11 protein-coding genes are annotated in these 15,551 nt (G+C 71.6%); 4 read left to right on the plus strand and 7 right to left on the minus strand.

The window, feature by feature from the left end; translation table 11 throughout:
• Positions 1-6: 6 nt before the first annotated feature.
• Together QTI68_RS24980 and QTI68_RS24985 are read right to left on the minus strand one after the other, a co-directional pair.
• Positions 7-657 carry a 3-oxoacid CoA-transferase subunit B gene (locus QTI68_RS24980; RefSeq protein ID WP_286525432.1) on the minus strand — a complete coding sequence of 217 codons (651 nt, stop codon included), beginning with the start codon at positions 655-657 and terminating at the stop codon, positions 7-9.
• On the minus strand, positions 654-1,355 hold the full coding sequence (locus QTI68_RS24985; protein WP_286525433.1) for a 3-oxoacid CoA-transferase subunit A: 702 nt from the start codon (positions 1,353-1,355) through the stop codon (positions 654-656). Before QTI68_RS24985 ends, QTI68_RS24980 begins: the two co-directional genes overlap by 4 nt.
• Before the next feature lie 123 nt (positions 1,356-1,478).
• Here QTI68_RS24985 and QTI68_RS24990 point away from each other — a divergent pair, with 123 nt between their 5' ends.
• Positions 1,479-2,264: an IclR family transcriptional regulator gene (locus tag QTI68_RS24990; RefSeq protein WP_286525435.1), complete on the plus strand. Its 786-nt coding sequence runs from the start codon at positions 1,479-1,481 to the stop codon at positions 2,262-2,264.
• 22 nt (positions 2,265-2,286) lie between these two features.
• Here the strand turns inward: QTI68_RS24990 and QTI68_RS24995 are convergent, their stop codons facing one another.
• Both QTI68_RS24995 and QTI68_RS25000 read right to left on the minus strand, forming a co-directional pair.
• Complete coding sequence (locus QTI68_RS24995; protein ID WP_286525437.1) at positions 2,287-3,171, minus strand: CsgG/HfaB family protein; 885 nt, start codon at positions 3,169-3,171, stop codon at positions 2,287-2,289.
• Positions 3,172-3,301: 130 nt separating this feature from the next.
• Positions 3,302-4,651, minus strand: coding sequence for a TAXI family TRAP transporter solute-binding subunit (locus QTI68_RS25000; RefSeq protein ID WP_286525439.1), 1,350 nt, complete (start codon positions 4,649-4,651; stop codon positions 3,302-3,304).
• A gap of 168 nt (positions 4,652-4,819) precedes the next feature.
• On the opposite strand from QTI68_RS25000, the gene QTI68_RS25005 reads away from it, so the two are divergent.
• On the plus strand, positions 4,820-6,046 hold the full coding sequence (locus QTI68_RS25005) for an ABC transporter substrate-binding protein (protein ID WP_286525441.1): 1,227 nt from the start codon (positions 4,820-4,822) through the stop codon (positions 6,044-6,046).
• Positions 6,047-6,056: 10 nt separating this feature from the next.
• On the opposite strand, the gene QTI68_RS25010 is transcribed toward QTI68_RS25005, so the two are convergent.
• The gene (locus QTI68_RS25010) at positions 6,057-6,704 is read right to left on the minus strand and encodes a GNAT family N-acetyltransferase (RefSeq protein ID WP_286525443.1); all 648 of its coding nucleotides are present in this window, start codon (positions 6,702-6,704) and stop codon (positions 6,057-6,059) included.
• A gap of 196 nt (positions 6,705-6,900) precedes the next feature.
• Between QTI68_RS25010 and QTI68_RS25015 the strand changes: the two genes are divergently transcribed.
• On the plus strand, positions 6,901-8,376 hold the full coding sequence (locus QTI68_RS25015) for a metallophosphoesterase family protein (RefSeq protein ID WP_286525445.1): 1,476 nt from the start codon (positions 6,901-6,903) through the stop codon (positions 8,374-8,376).
• On the plus strand, positions 8,373-12,053 hold the full coding sequence (locus QTI68_RS25020; protein ID WP_286525447.1) for an alpha/beta fold hydrolase: 3,681 nt from the start codon (positions 8,373-8,375) through the stop codon (positions 12,051-12,053). The genes QTI68_RS25015 and QTI68_RS25020 overlap by 4 nt, the downstream gene beginning before the upstream one ends.
• Here the strand turns inward: QTI68_RS25020 and QTI68_RS25025 are convergent.
• Together QTI68_RS25025 and QTI68_RS25030 are read right to left on the minus strand one after the other, a co-directional pair.
• Positions 12,034-14,604, minus strand: a complete 2,571-nt coding sequence (locus tag QTI68_RS25025; RefSeq protein WP_286525448.1) for an ATP-binding protein — start codon at positions 14,602-14,604, stop codon at positions 12,034-12,036. The genes QTI68_RS25020 and QTI68_RS25025 overlap by 20 nt on opposite strands.
• A 173-nt stretch (positions 14,605-14,777) precedes the next feature.
• Positions 14,778-15,545, minus strand: coding sequence for a class I SAM-dependent methyltransferase (locus tag QTI68_RS25030; protein WP_286525449.1), 768 nt, complete (start codon positions 15,543-15,545; stop codon positions 14,778-14,780).
• Between the last annotated feature and the right edge of the window lie 6 nt (positions 15,546-15,551).

Genomic DNA, 15,551 nt, shown 5'->3' on the forward strand with positions numbered 1-15,551 from the left:
GTGGGTTCAGATGGCGATCGGCAGGCCGACCAGTTCTTCGAGTTCCGCGTGGCCGAGGCCGTCGACCTTGTCGATCAGCCGCAGGCCGGCGGGCGTGCATTCGAGCGTAGCAAGGTCGGAATAGACCCGTTTCACGCAGCCGAGGCCGGTCAGCGGATAGCTGCACTGGGCGACGACCTTGCTCTCGCCCTTCTTGGTGAGCAGGTCCATCATGACCCAGGTCTGGCGGGCGCCGATGGCCAGGTCCATGGCACCGCCGACCGCGGGGATCGCGCCCTCCTCGCCGGTGCTCCAGTTGGCCAGGTCGCCGGTGGCCGAGACCTGGAAGGCGCCGAGCACGCAGATGTCGAGGTGGCCGCCGCGCATCATCGCGAAGCTGTCGGCATGGTGGAAGAAGGCGCCGCCGGCGAGCAGCGTGACCGGCTGCTTGCCGGCGTTGATCAGGTCGTAGTCCTCGGCGCCGGCGGCCGGTGCCGGGCCCATGCCGAGGATGCCGTTCTCGCTGTGCAGGATGACCTCGCGGCCGGCCGGCAGGTGGTTCGCGACCAGGGTCGGCTGGCCGATGCCGAGGTTGACGACCGCGCCGTCGAAGATGTCCTGGGCCACGCGCGCGGCCAGCTGGTCCTTGGTGCGGCGGGTGTAGGTGGTCATGGTCATGCTGCCTTCCTGAAGCCGCCGGCCTCGGTGGCGACGCGGTCGATCTTGACGACCTGGTGGACGAAGATGCCCGGCGTGACGATGTGCTCCGGGTCGAGCGCGCCGAGTTCGACGATCTCGTGCACCGTCGCGATGGTGCGCGCCGCGGCCATCGCCATCACCGGGCCGAAGTTGCGCGCCGCCTTGCGGTAGACCAGGTTGCCCCAGCGGTCGCCCTGCTCGGCCTTGATCAGCGCCACGTCGCCGCGGATCGGGTATTCGAGCACATGGTGCTTGCCGTCGATCACGCGGGTCTCGCGGTCGCCGGCCAGCTCGGTGCCGAAGCCGGTCGGGCAGAAGAAGGCGCCGATGCCCGCGCCGGCGGCCCGGATGCGCTCGGCCAGGTTGCCCTGCGGCACCAGTTCGAGTTCGATCTTGCCGGACCGGTACAGGCCGTCGAACACCTGGCTGTCGGCCTGGCGCGGAAAGCTGCAGATGATCTTGCGCACCCGGCCGGCCTTGAGCAGCGCCGCCAGGCCGGTCTCGCCGTTGCCCGCGTTGTTGTTGACCACCGTGAGGTCGGTGGCGCCCTGCTCGATCAGGCCGTCGATCAGTTCGTTCGGAATGCCGGCGGTGCCGAAGCCGCCGATCAGCACCGTGGCGCCGTCCTGAATGCCGGCCATGGCGTCGGCGACCGAGCGTGCGATCTTGTCGATCATGGAATCTGTCTCCGGAGTGGAAGAAGAACGAACCCGGCCACCGGAATGACTTCGATGGTCGTCAAAATTGTTCGTATGTCGAACATCTGTTCGTATAATGAATTCTAGAGAAATCCACCCCGCATGGCAACACAGCAGCAATCCCCCTCCGTCCCGGCCCCCGGGGACAGCTACGTGCAGTCCTTTGCCCGCGGCCTGCAGGTGATCCGATCCTTCAGCGCCGGCGCGCCGCGGCAGACGCTGAGCGAGGTGGCGGCCGCCACCGGGCTGACGCGGGCCGGCGCGCGCCGCATCCTGCTGACCTTGCAGACGCTCGGCTATGTGGCGAGCGACGGCAAGCTGTTCGCGCTGACGCCGCGAATCCTCGATCTGGGCTTTGCCTACCTGTCGTCGATGCCGATCTGGAACCGCGCCGAGCCGGTGATGGAGGCGCTGGTGCAGCAGGTGCAGGAATCGTGTTCGGCGGCGGTGCTGGACGCCACCGACATCGTCTACGTGATGCGGGTGCCGACCCACAAGATCATGCGCATCAGCCTGGGCGTCGGCTCGCGGCTGCCGGCCTTCTGCACCTCGATGGGACGGCTGCTGCTGGCCGACCTCGACGAAGACGAACGGCGTGCGCGGCTCGAGGCCTCGCCGCGCGAAGCCTTCACCAAGCACACGGTGACCGATGTGGGCGCGCTGCTCGCCAAGGTGGCGCAGGCGCGGCGGCAGGGCTGGTGCCTGGTGAACCAGGAGCTGGAGGAAGGGCTGATCTCGATCGCCGCGCCGATCGTCGATCGCGCCGGCCGCACCGTGGCGGCGCTCAACATCAGCGGCCAGGCCAACCGGACCAGCGCCAAGGTGATGCAGGACAGCATGCTGCCGGTCCTGCTGGCCGCGGCGCGGGAAATCTCTCGCCTGCTGTGAAGCGGGGCCGCGCGGGGCTGGGTTACCTGCTGCGGCGCCTGACGCCCGGTGCCGATGTCTGCGAAGGGGCGGCCGCGCCGTCGACGCCCAGCCGGCCGCCGCCGCCCAGGCCCTGTCCCTGCACGGTCTGCGCCTTGTAGTCGCGCAGCGAGACGACCATCTGGTTGAAGGCGTCCATGAAGGCGGCCGCGATCACCTTGCCTTCGGCGGTCCGGGTGTAGCCGCCGAGGCCGCCGGCACCGCTCATGCCGCCGAGGGCACCGAAGCCGCCGAAATCGGTCTTCGATGCGCTGCCTTCGGAGGCCGCGATCTGCACGCCCGAGCGGTTGTCGATCAAGGTCAGCAGGGTGGAGGCTTCCTTGGTCTTCAGGCTGCCGCCGATGGCCCCGATCAAGCCGGAGTAGCGACCGCCGACCAGGCCGCCGATCGCGGCGCCGGCGCCGCCGGCATCGTTGTTGTTGAAGATGACCTCGGGCGAGAGGCCGTAGTCGGAGGCCACCATCTGGCCTTTGCCGAAATTGCTGCCGCCGCGCATGTCGCCGCCTTCCATCAGCGCGCGTTCGCGGCCCATGGCCGCCATGCCGGCGCCGCCGCGCTCGACCACCACGAAGCAGTTCGACTGCTGTACCAGCAGGCGCAGCAGGGTGGCGGTGGGCGGGAGCTTGTACTCGTCGCGCAGGATGGTGTACCAACCGGCCGACTGGTTCTCGACCAGCGAGACCGTGCCCAGCGGCGAGTCGCAGCGCTGGAGCTGGCTGTTGGCACCGCTGCTGCTGCCGCCCGCGGCGCTACCGGTGGCCACGGTCTTGGCCGACTGGCTGCCCATCTGCATGTCGGTGGTCTGGCAGCCGGCCAGTGCGAGGAGCGCGGCCATGGCGGCGGCAGGCGGAAGTCGAGTGAGGATCATTGAACTGGAGGAGACGAAATGCAGGGAAGGCACAGGCCGAGGGCCAGCCTCTGAGGCGCTCGGCAGTCTATGAAGGCAGCCCCTGCAGGTCTGCGAGAAGCGTCCCAATCTTCTCCAGGACAAGTCCGATTCAGTCCTTCGCGTCCGGCTCGCTCTGCCGCCGCAGCTGCGCCCGCACGTAGTCCACGTGCTGGCGCAGCGTGTAGACCCGGTCGGTGAAATCGAGCGGGAACTTGGTCTGGACGACCTCCTCCTCGATCCGGTCGAGTTGCGCCCTTGCCTCGCGGCGCTCCTGGTCGTCGAGCTTGCGCGAGGCCAGGTCCTGCTCGAGGAACTTGAGCTCGCCATAGCGGCGGTACAGGCGGCTGCGGCGGCGCCAGCTGATCAGCTCCGGCAGCACGCGGATCAGCGGCACCAGGATCGCCGCCAGCGGCACCAGCAGCAGCAGCAGCCGCTGCGCATAGTTCGCGGCCCAGAACGGGAGGTAGTTCTGCAGGAACGGGCGGCCGTTCTTGAAGTAGCGCTCGGCCTGGGTCGAGAGCGGGAAATCGGTGCCGGTCGGGCTCGGGAATTCGCCCGGCCGGCTGATGATGCTGGGTTGCCGGTGCACCTGGCGCGCCGCCTCGAGCAGCAGGTAGGCGAGCGCCGGATGCAGCTCGTCGCGCACCACCAGGTTGGCGGTGGTGGCGAGCAGCTGGATGTCCTGGGGCGGCAGGTCGCGCTTTGGGTCGACTGAACCGCGCTTCAAGCTCACGGGCTGGAAGAACGGAAAGCGCCGCGCAAGCCCCTGCACATGGTCCAGCGAGGCCAGCCGCACGCTGCTGTCGGCGAGCAGCCGCTGCACCGCGGGCGCCTCCGGCGCGGCGATCATGATGGCCGCGTCGACCTCGCCGCGGGTCAGCAGGTCGGCCGCCGCCATGCCGCCTTCGCTGACGAAGCGGGTGGCCGGCGCGCCGCCGTCGGTCACGCCGTAGACCGCCAGCAACTCGGTCGCGACCTTGAAGTTGCCGCTGCCGGGAACGCCGACCGCGATGCGCTTGCCGGCCAGCGGCCCGAGGCCCCTGGACAGGTCGAGGGCGGTGCTGAAGATCCAGACCGGCTCGAAGGCGACGGTGGCCAGCGATCGCAGCGGCGTCGCCTCGGGCGGTGCGTCGGGGTCCTGCGCCAGCAGGCCGGTGCCGCCCTGCACGAATCCCACCGACACGGTTCCTTCGTTGAGCCGCTGCAGGTTCTCGACACCACCGCTCGAGGGCCGCAGATCGAGCCGGATGCCGTTGGCGCGCAGGATCTCCTGATAGCGCTCGCCGAAGCGGTGGTAGGCGCCGTCGGGCACGCCGGTGGTCATCGCCAGCGAACGCGGCGGGGCCGGGCTGATGTCGCGCACGATCGCCCAGCCCAGCGCGGTCAGGACGGCGACGCCGAGGAGCCAGTACAGCAGGCGGCGGCCGGTGGGCAGGACGGGCAAGGTGGGGGGCTTCATGCCGGGGAGCTGGGGGTGAAGGTGCCCGATTCTGCCGCCTGCCCGTGCAAAACCGCACGGAATCGCGCCCGGCTCGGCATCGCACCTCGGACAAACACGGACCTCCGGCGCCGACCCGGCCCTCACGATGCGCCCGGCCGAATCCACCACAGAACAAAGGACAGAGACATGAAAAGCGCCGTCTTCGCCATCGCCTTCGCACTCGCCTCCCTGGCCCTGGCCGCCCCCGCCGGCGCACAGGCCACGCCGGGCACCACCGGTGCCATCCGCATCGGCGTGATCGGTCCGCTGAGCGGCCCCTCGGCCGATTTCGGCCTGCCGATGCTCAACGGCGTGAAGCTGGCGATCGACGAGATCAACTCCTTCGGCGGCTACCTGGGACGGCCGCTCGAACTGGTGATCAAGGACGACCAGGCCAACCCGGAGCTCGGGCTCAAGCTGTCGCAGGAGCTGGTCAGGGAGAAGGTGATCGCCACCATCGGCTTCTGCAACACCGGCGTGGCGATGAAGTCGATCGACGTCTTCCAGGCCAGCCGGACGCCGCTGATCGTTCCGTGCACCACCGGCACCCCGGTGACGACCCGGTTCCCGCCGGCCGAGAGCTACATCTTCCGCAACGCGCCGCCCGACGCGATCCAGGCGCCCTTCATGGTCGACGAGATCGTGGCCCGCGGCTGGACCCGGGTGGCGGTCTTCGCCGACACCACCGGCTACGGCGAGAGCGGGCTGCAGGACGTGCGCCGTGCGCTGGCGAAGAAGAAGCTGGAGCCGGCCTATGTCGGGCGCTTCGACCTCGGCGTGACCGACGTGACCGAGCAGCTGAAGGAAGCGCGCAAGGCCGGTGCCGACGTGATCTTCATCTACACGATCGCGCCGCAGAACGCGGTGATCGCCAACGGCCGCCACGCGCTGGGCTGGAAGGTGCCCCAGGTCGGCGCCTGGGCCTTGTCGTTCCCGCTCTTCATCGACGGCGCCAAGGAGGCCGCCGAAGGCTCGCTGATGGCGCTGAGCTTCGTCGCCGAGCCGACCAACGAGCGGCGCGCCACCTTCCTCGCGCGCTATGCGCGCAAGTTCGAAGGGCCGCGCATCCCGGTGCCGATGGCCGCCGCGCAAGCCTACGACGCCACTTACCTGCTGGCCCACGCGGTGCTGAGCCTGCCCGGCGACCGGCTCGACGGGCCCGGCATCAAGGCGGCGCTCGAAGCGCCCAAGCGCCCCTACTACGGCGTCGTGACCACCTACGACAAGCCCTTCGGCAGCCAGGACAAGGAAGCGCTGAGCACCAACATGCTGGTCGTCGGCACGGTGAAGAACGGGCAGGTCACTTTCGCCCATGCGGAGGACGCGACCCGCAACCGCATCGTGCAGCGCAAGCAGGCGGCCGGTGGGCTGTAGCCCGGGTGCGCTAGGGCCGCGGCGCGAACGGGCCGGCCAGCCAGCGGCGCAGGGCGCCCAACGGGCGCTGCTCCGGCTGCGGCGGCCGCGGCGCCACTCCGCGCTCCAGCCGAAGCAGGCCGCCGCCGGGTCCCTGGGCGCAGGTCTGGAAGCCCATCCGGTGCAGGAAGCCGATCAGCCCGGTGTGGGACGCCAGCACGTCGCCGTACAGCCGGCGCAGGCCGGCGTCGCGGGCCGCTTCGAGCAGGCAGTCGATCAGGTGGTCGGCCACGCCCTGGCGCTGCCAGGCATCGGCGACGGCGATCGCCAGTTCGGCGCTGCCCGGCGGCTCGCCGACGCAATAGCGGGCCTCGCCGATGAGCGCCTCGCCGTCGACCAGCGGCAAGGTGGCGACCAGGGCCACCTGGCGCACGCCGTCGACGCTGACCAGTTGCTGCAGGGCGGCCGGTTCGCAGTCGCCGATGCCGGCATGGAAGCGGCAACCGCGCGACCCCTCCGAAAGCTGGCCGACGAAGGCGCCGAAGCGCTGGGCATCTTCGGTGCGCAGCGGCCGGATCCGTGCCGGTGCGCCGTTGCGCAAGGTCGCGCTGCGCGGATGGCCGACCGCACGCAGCGACGCGGCGATGGCGACGGCGGGAGAGGTGGGCACTTGGCGCATGGCGTTTCGGCGGGGCTGGTGAAAGGGAGTCCCGAGCTTCGCGCCGGCCGGCCCGCCCGTCCTTAAGGCGTCCTGAAGCGTGCTGAATGCGCACGCCTGCCCTTGCGCTCGCGCGGGAGATTCAGGACGCTTCAGGACGGCTTCAGGACGCCACGCGCGCCAGCAGGCACAGTCGCACATCATCAGGAGCCCCGCCTTGAGCACCCCCCGCTACGTCTGCCTTTCCGACCTGCATCTCGGCGCCGGCTACAGCACCCTCACCGCCACCGACGCCCGCGGTGAACCCGACCCGGCCCGGCCCAGCCCCACGCTGACGGCCCTGGGCCTGGCGCTGCGGCAACTGCTGCCCGCGCTCGGCAACGGGCCGCCGCCGACCCTGGTCCTGCTCGGCGACGTGCTCGACATGGGCCTGTCGCCGATGGGCAGCGTCGCGGCCGCTTTCGACTGTTTCGTCCAGGCCGTGATGCTCGATGGCGACCGGCCGCTGTTCGCGCCGCGCGTGCTGTGCGTGCCCGGCAACCACGACCACCACCTGTGGCGCATCGCCCAGGACCAGCACTTCCAGGACAGCCTGCGCGAGGGCCGCATCGAGAGCGACCTGATCGCCCACACGGCGCTGTTCCAGGATCCCGCTGCGAGCGGCATCCCGTCGCCGATGCTGACCGGCTTGATCCACCGCCATCCGGCGCTGAGCGAGACCCGGGTCGAGATCGCCTATCCCAACCTCGGCCTGGTCGACGCCGAGCGCCGGCGCTGCGTGGTGCTGCACCACGGCCACTACGTCGACCCGATGTACCGCCTGGTCTCCGCGCTCGATGCCCAGGCGCCGGGTCTCCACGGCCGCGGCCCGGCCACGATGGCGCAGCTCGAGGCGCGCAACGGCGCCTGGGTCGATTTCCTCTGGTCGGACCTCGGCAGCGCCGGGCTCACCGGCACGGCGGCCACGACGCTGTACGAGGTCATGCGCGACGGCGGCGCCTCGCAGCGCTTCGCGCAACGCCTGTCGGCCCTGCTGGTGGCCCGGCTCGGCACGCGCTTCGGCCTCAGCGGCAGCATGCCGATGGTGCAGGGCATCACGCTCGACCAGCTGCTGCTCGGCCTGCTCGACGCGACGCTGGGCCGGGGCGCCGAGTCGCAGCGCGACAGCTACCTCGCCCTGATGACCGCCGGCGACGTCGCCGACCTGCGCTGGTTCCTGTCGGGCCCGGTCAAGCTGGAGCTCGAGCGCGCCGGCCTGGAGCCGTCCGGCCTCGATCTCGCCTTCGTCTTCGGCCACACCCACAAGCCGTTCCAGGACGAGCTGCCGGTGGCGGGTTTCGACCGGCCCGTGCGCGTCTTCAATACCGGCGGCTGGGTCATGGACCAGCCGACCATGACCTCGACCCAGGGGGCCGCGGCGGTGTTCATCGACGAGGCACTGAACCTGGCCTCGCTGCGGCTCTTCAACGATCCGGTCAACGGCCGCATGGCCCCGGTGCAGGCGCAGGGCGTGGGCGGCTTCGGCGACCGCGACAACCCGATGCTGGCCGCCCTGGCCGCCGGGATCGAACGCACGGCGCCGGCCTGGCAGGCCTTCTCGCGCTCGGCGCAGACGGCCACCGAGGCGCACGCCACCCGGCTGCTCGACAAGTTCTTCCACGTTCCCGGCCGCACCCCGGCGACCGCCCCATGATGAAGCGAATTGCCCGGCCGCTGTCCCAGCTGGCCTCTCACTACACGGTGGTCGTGATCGGCTCCGGCTATGGCGCCGGCGTCGCCGCCTCGCGGCTGGCGCGCGCGGGCCAGTCGGTCTGCGTGCTCGAACGCGGCCGCGAAATCCTGCCCGGCGACTACCCGGACGACATGGCCGGCGCCCGGGCCGACATGCAGGTCGACGGCGCCCGCGGCAAGCTCGGCGCCGCCGACGGGCTCTACAACCTGCACCTCAACGACGACATGCTCGCGATGGTCGGTTGCGGCCTCGGCGGCACCTCGCTGATCAACGCCAACGTCGCGCTCGAGATCGACCCCCGGCTGTTCGAGGCCACGCCCTGGCCGGCGCCGTTCCGCAACGACCCGGCCCTGCTCGACCCCTACATCGCGCGCGCGCGGCGGATGCTCGACCCTTCCCCCTACCCCGACGACTACCCGCCGCTGAACAAGCTGCAGGCGCTGGAGAAGTCGGCCCGGGCGATGAAGCGCCCGTTCGAGCGGCCGCCGATCGCGGTCAACTTCGCCGACCAGCTGAATCCCTTCGGCGTCCCCCAGCCGCGCTGCACCTTGTGCGGCGACTGCACCAGCGGCTGCAACGTCGGCGCCAAGAACACGACCTTGATGAACTACCTGCCGGATGCGGCGAACCACGGCGCCGAGATCTTTACCGGCGCCCGGGTCAGCCACGTCGAGCGCGATGGCGAACGCTGGCGCGTGGTCTTCGACCCGGTGGCGCTGCGCGGCGAGAGCGCGCCGGCGGCGGACGCGCCGCGCAGCGTCACGGCCGACATCGTGATGCTCGGCGCCGGCGCGCTGGGCTCGACCGAGATCCTGCTGCGCTCCAGGGAACGCGGGCTGGCGCTGTCGGACCGCCTCGGCACGCGCTTCTCGGGCAACGGCGACGTGCTGGCGCTGGGCTACGACAACGACTGGCAGGCCAGCACCGACGCCGCCGGGAACACGGTCCGCAGCCCGATCAACGGCGTCGGCACCGGCCGCAACAAGCTGGCCCCGGCCGACCTGCCCGGGCCCTGCATCACCGGCGTGATCGACCTGCGCGATGCGCCCGAGGTCGGCGACGGCCTGGTGATCGAGGAAGGCGTGATCCCCGGCGCCCTGGCGTCGATGCTGACGCCCGCTTTGTTCTTCGCCGACGCCATGACCGGCGGCGAGTTCGCCTACGGCGCCGCCCAGGCCAGGTCGCGCCTGCAGGATGCGCAGGCGATGGGCGAGGCGGTGCAGCACCCCGGCGAACTCGCGGCGGCGGCCTATGGCGGCGCGGTGTCGCGCACCCAGACCTACCTGGTGATGAGCGTGGACGATGCCGGCGGCCGCCTGCGCCTGCAGGACGACCGGCTGCGCATCAACTGGCCGGGCGCCGGCACCCGCCCGGTGATCGCCAAGGACCACCAGTGGCTGCGGGCCGCCAACGAGGCGGTCCAGGGCCAGTTCATTCCGAACCCGCTGTGGAGCGAGCCGCTCGGCCACAAGCTGATCACCGTGCATCCGCTGGGCGGCTGCGGCATGGGCGACAGCGCGGCCGACGGTGTGGTCGACCACCAGGGCCGGGTGTTCGCGGGGCGCGACGGGCAGGCGGTGTACGAGGGGCTGCTGGTCTGCGACGGCGCGGTGCTGCCGGGCGCGGCGGGCGTCAATCCGCTGCTGACGATCAGCGCGCTGGCCGAGCGTGCCTGCCAGCTGCTGTGCGACCGGCGCGGCTGGACCCTGGACCTCGGGATGGCGCCGCGCGGCCCCATGCCGGCGTCGACCGGCGCCGGGGCGCCGCCATCGGGCCTGCTGCGGCGGGCCGTCGACGAGGTCGAGGCCGGCGCCGTCGAACTCGCCAAGGAGGCGATCGGCGCGCTCATCCGCAAGGACCCGGCGCTGCTGAGCCCGAGCTTCCAGTTCACCGAGACCATGCACGGCTGGATCAGTACCGACGCGGTGCTGCCGCGCACCGGCCCGCAGCAGCGGCTGGCAAGCGACTACGAGGTCGCTTGCGCCTGGGGCAAGGCCCGGGGCCAGGCGATGCGCTTCGATCTCACGATCCACACCGCCGACCTCCACCAGATGGTGTCGGACCCGACCCACCCGGCCACCATTTCAGGCAGCGTGACCTGTCCGGCGCTGTGGAGCGAGCCGATGCCGGTGGCCAGCGGCGTCTTCCACCTGCTGCCGGCCGATGCGCAGCGGGTCGAGACCTGGACCATGACCTACGAGATGGTGCTGCGGCGCGGCGACTCGCGGCTGCGCTTCAAGGGCCACAAGGTGCTGCACCAGCGGCCCGGCGCATCGCCCTGGACCGACACCACCACGCTGTTCGTGCGGGTCTTCGACGGCGACGGCATGGCCGGACGGATGGTGGCCCAGGGCATCCTCACGCTCGACCTCGAGGACCTGCTGTGGCAGGCCTCGACGGCCGAGGTCAAGCCGCCGGCCAGCCTCCCCGGCGTGCTCGAAGCCCATGTGCCGGCGGCCGAGCGCGCGATCGCCAGCGCCTACCTCGCCCGCTTCGGCGCCTTCTTCGGCATGACGCTGTTCCGGGCCTACGGCGGGCTGCTGGCCGACCTGCACAACTTCCCGGCGCTCGACCTGGCGCAGCTGCCGCGCCGCGCCCTGCGCGCACCCGCGCCGGTGGCGCACAGCGTCGAGGTCGGCGACGGCTTCAGGATCAGGCTCACGCGCTACGCCGGCGGCACGCTCGGGCCGGTGGTGCTGGCGCCGGGCTTCTCGGTCCGGGCCTCGTCGTTCGCGACCGACACGGTGGACCAGAACCTGGTCGAGGCGCTGTGCGCGCGCGGCTACGACGTCTGGCTGTTCGACTACCGGGCCAGCCCCGATTCCGGCAGTCCGATCGCGCCCTACACGATCGACGACATCGCGCGCACCGACTGGCCGGCCGCGGTGCGCTTCATCCTGCAGGCCACCGGCGCCGCCGACCTGCAGGCGATCGCCCACTGCGTCGGCTCGATGAGCCTGCTGATGGCGCTGCTGGACGGCATGACCGGCGTGCGCTCGCTGGTGTCCTCGCAGCTCACGCTGCACCCGGTCACGGGCTGGCTCAACGATGCCAAGGCCGACATCGGCCTGGCCCGCGTGCTCGAAAGCTACGCCCCGCTCGACGGCCGCTTCGACAGCGTGCCCGGGAGCACCGCGCTCGACCGCGAGATCGACACCCTGGCCTTCAAGGTGCCGGTGCCGGACGGCGAGCAGTGCAACAACCCGCTGTGCCATCGCGTGTTCTCGATCTTCGGCGCCTCCTATGCGCACGCGCAGCTCAACCACGCCACCCACACCGCGCTGGCGGAGATGTTCGGCAGCGTGGCGCTGCATCCCTTCGAGCACCTGAGCCTGATCATGCAGCGCGCCAAGGCGGTCGACAGCGCGGGCCGGGATGTGTATGCCACGCCGGCGAACGCGCCGCGGCTGGCGCTGCCGATCTGCTTCGTGGCCGGGGCCGACAACCAGTTGTTCTTCCCCGAGGGCAGCCTGCGGACCCAGGCCTGGCTGTCGCGCCTGAACGACCCGTCGCTCTACACCCGCCATGTGTTCGAAGGCTATGCCCACATGGACCTGTTCGTCGGCCGCAACGCCGCGCGCGACGTCTTCCCGACGCTGATCGCGCAGCTCGAAAGTGTCAGCCCGGCAGCGCGCTGAGACCGGCCGAGGCCAGCGCGATGGCGGCGTCCTCGTCGAGGCCGGCGCCTTCGAGGCGCCACGCCGCCAACTCGGACGGTGGGTGGACGGCGCCGACCAGCGCCAGCGTGGCCTCGAGCATGCGGGTGTCGGCCCGGCTGCGCACCTCGCCGCGGCGGGCCCGCGCCGCGTCGTCGCAACCGATCAGCAGCGCGGCATCGGGCAGCCGTCCCTGGCGCGCCGCCAGCAGCGCCAGCATGCCGGCGAAATGCCGGATGCCGAGCGTGCGCCGGCACTGCGGCAGGCTCAGCATGACCTGGGCCTGCGCCTCGGCCAGCGCGCCCTGCACCGTGAGGGCATGGGCGTACCAGTTGTGGGCGAAGGCCAGCATCTGGGCATCGGTCAAGGGCGAGCGGCGCAGATGCTCGATCACGGCACGGAACTGGTCGACCGCCTCGTCGATGTGGCCGATCTCCTGGTGCAGCGCCGCCAGGTTGTTGAGCACGTAGAACCGGGTGCGGGCATCGCCGCCGTTGCGCACCAGCGGCAGCGCCTGGGCGAAGGCGGCCAGCGCCTCCTCGGTGCGGCCCTGGTAGCGCCGGACCATGCCGCAGTTGTAGAGCCAGAGGCCGCGGAAGCCGTGCATCGCCGGCGCTTCGATCAGCTCGCGTCCCTGCGCCAGGTGGTGCTCGGCGCTCTCGAAGTCGGCGGTCACGGCCGACACGTAGGCGCTCATGCACAGGGCGATCACCAGCCGGCCGTGGGCCTGCTCCTGTTCGAAGATGGCGCGGGAGCGCTCGAGCAGCTTCTCCCGCTCCTGGGCGCTGACCCCGCCGTGCAGGCCGATCATGGCCAGGCCGCCGCAGAAATCCGCCACCACGAAAGGGGCGGTGCGCGCATCGACCAGGGGTTCGGCCATGCGCATCCAGCGCACGCCCTCGCCGTAGCGGCCGGCCTGGTACATGAGCACCGCGGCGGTGTTCACCAGCTCGAGCGCCAGCGCCGGGTCGCCGCGCTCGCCGCAGGCCCATTCGATCGCGCTGCGCAGGTTGTCGACCTCGGGGATGCAGGCCATCACCCACTGGTCCATGGTTTCGAAGCCCATGCACCCGGCGCGCTCCGGACGGTCGATCGCCGCCCGCATGCAGCGCGCATGCCAGGCCCGCAGGCGCTCCCATTCGCCGGCCGCCTCGAGCTGCTCCCGGGCGTAGGCCCGGGCGCTCTCCAGCAGGCGGTAGCGTGGCGTGGCACCGGCCTCCAGCACCACCATCGACTTGTCGATCAGGTTGCCGAGCAGGTCGACCACGGCCCAGGCATCGATGCTGTCGTCGGCCGCCACCTGCTGCGCCAGCTCGAGCCCGAAGCCGCCGACGAAGACGCCGAGCCGGCGGAACACCGTGCGCTCGAGCGGGCTCAGCAGCGCATGGCTCCAGTCGAGCGTGGCGCGCAGGGTGCGATGGCGCGACGGTGCATCCCGGGCGCCGTTGTTGAGGATGCGCAGGCGCTGGCCCAGGTGCTGCCGCACCCCCGGCACGCCCAGCAGGGGCACCCGGGCGGCCGCGAGCTCCAGGGCCAGCGGCATGCCGTCGAGCGCGCGGCAGATGGCCACCACGGCCTCGAGGTTCGAGGCGTCGAGCCGGAAGCCCGGCTGCAACGCAGCGACCCGGGCCGCGAACAGCGCCACCGCGCCGTGCGCCGCGGCGTCGGCGACCTCGGCGTCGCCCGGCACGGCCAGCGTGCCGAGGCGCATCGAGCGCTCGGCCGCCAGCCGCAGCGGCTCCTGGCTGGTGACCAGGATGTGCAGCTCGGGCAGCGCCGCTCCCAGCTGGCCGACCAGCGCCGCGACCGGCTCGATCAGGTGTTCGCAGTTGTCCAGCAGCAGCAGTTCGCGCCCGCGCAGGCGTTCGACCAGCTCGCGCGCCGGGTCGGCGTGGCCGGGCAGGCCGATGCGCAGCGCGCGCGCCACGGCGCCCGGCACGGCGCCGGGGTCCGAGACATGGGCCAGCTCGACCATCCAGGCGCCATCGCGGAAGCGGTGCGCCAGGTCGCGGGCCAGCGCCAGCGCCAGGCTGGTCTTGCCGATGCCGCCCGCGCCCAGCAGGCTGACCAGCCGATGCTCGCGCACCAGGCCGCGCAGCTGCGCCAGGTCCTGGTCGCGCCCCAGCAGCGGCGGCAAGCCGACCGGCAGGTTGCCGAATTCGGAGGGCAGCGCCACCGACGGCGGCGCGACCGTGGCCCGGGCCGCCGTCCGTTCGGCGGCGGGCGCGTCGTCCAGCGCGGCGGCGAAGCGGTAGCCGCGGCCCGGCACCGTCACGATGGCCTTGGCGCCGAGCAGCTTGCGCAGCGCGCTGACCTGCACCTGGAGGTTGTTTTCCTCGACCACGAGGTTGGGCCAGACGAGGTCGAGCAGTTCGTTCTTGGTCAGCATGCGCTCGCGGTGCGTGACCAGCGCCAGCAGCACGTCGAAGGCGCGGGCGCCGAGCTGGACCGGCTCGCCGCCGACCCGCAGTTCGCGGCTGGCGGGATTCAGTTCGGCATGGTCGAAGCGATAGACCGACTCAGTGGCCTGCATCCGCCACCCCGGTCACCCCGCCTCCGGTGCCGCGCACCGTGCCCATCCCGATTCCGACTGCCATGTCCGCTCCTGTTCGAGGGCGCGCATGCCCCGCCCGCCAGGCTGGGTTTGTAACTGATTGCGCGATCCTGCACATCATTGTCCGGGCACCTGCGCCCGACGGCGCTGGCTCAAGCCGGCTTGAATGCGCTGTACTCGGAAAAAATGCCGAGTTCGACGTGTCGCTTGACGTCCTCGAAACCGGCGGCGCGCAGCGCGGCCAGCACCGATTCCGGCGCAATGCAGGCCTCGATCGTGTCCCAGTAGTAGCGCCACAGTTCGGCCGTGTCCTGCCCGCGCGCCACCACCTTGGCGATCAGCGGCACCACGCCGCGCATGTAGCCCTTGAGCACGGCCGTTCCGACCCGGCCCGAGGGCTTGGTGATCTCGAGCACCAGCAACCGGCCGCCCGGGCGCAGCACCCGGAAGAATTCGGCGAAGGCGGCATTCACATCGGCGATGTGGCGCAGCGCATAGCCCATGCTGACGAAGTCGCTGCTGGCATCGGACCGCGGCAGCGCCTCGGCCCGGCCGCGCACCAGCGTCACGCCCGGCAGCGCCACCTGGCCCATCATCCCGGGGCTCGGGTCGACGCCGACCAGCTGCCCCTCTGGGCCGATCAGCGCCAGCGCCTCGCGCGCCACCAGCCCGGTGCCGATGCCGACGTCGAGCACCTGTGCGCCGGCCGCGAGGCCGCCGCGCTGCAGCGCCGAGCGCCGATACCAGGGGCCCGAGCCGAAGGCGAGCACCCGTTCGATCCGGTCGTAGTCGGGCGCGGTGTCGTCGAAGATTCGGCGCAGGAACTGCTCGTGCTCCGCCTCGTCGGCGTAGTAGGCCGGCAGCGGCGTGTGCGGCGCGAGCGCCTCGGACGAAGGGTGCGACGAGCCAGGACTTTGCATCGGTCC

The sequence above is a fragment of the Variovorax sp. J31P207 genome (assembly GCF_030316965.1).
In the GTDB taxonomy this organism is placed as follows: domain Bacteria; phylum Pseudomonadota; class Gammaproteobacteria; order Burkholderiales; family Burkholderiaceae_C; genus Variovorax; species Variovorax ginsengisoli_B.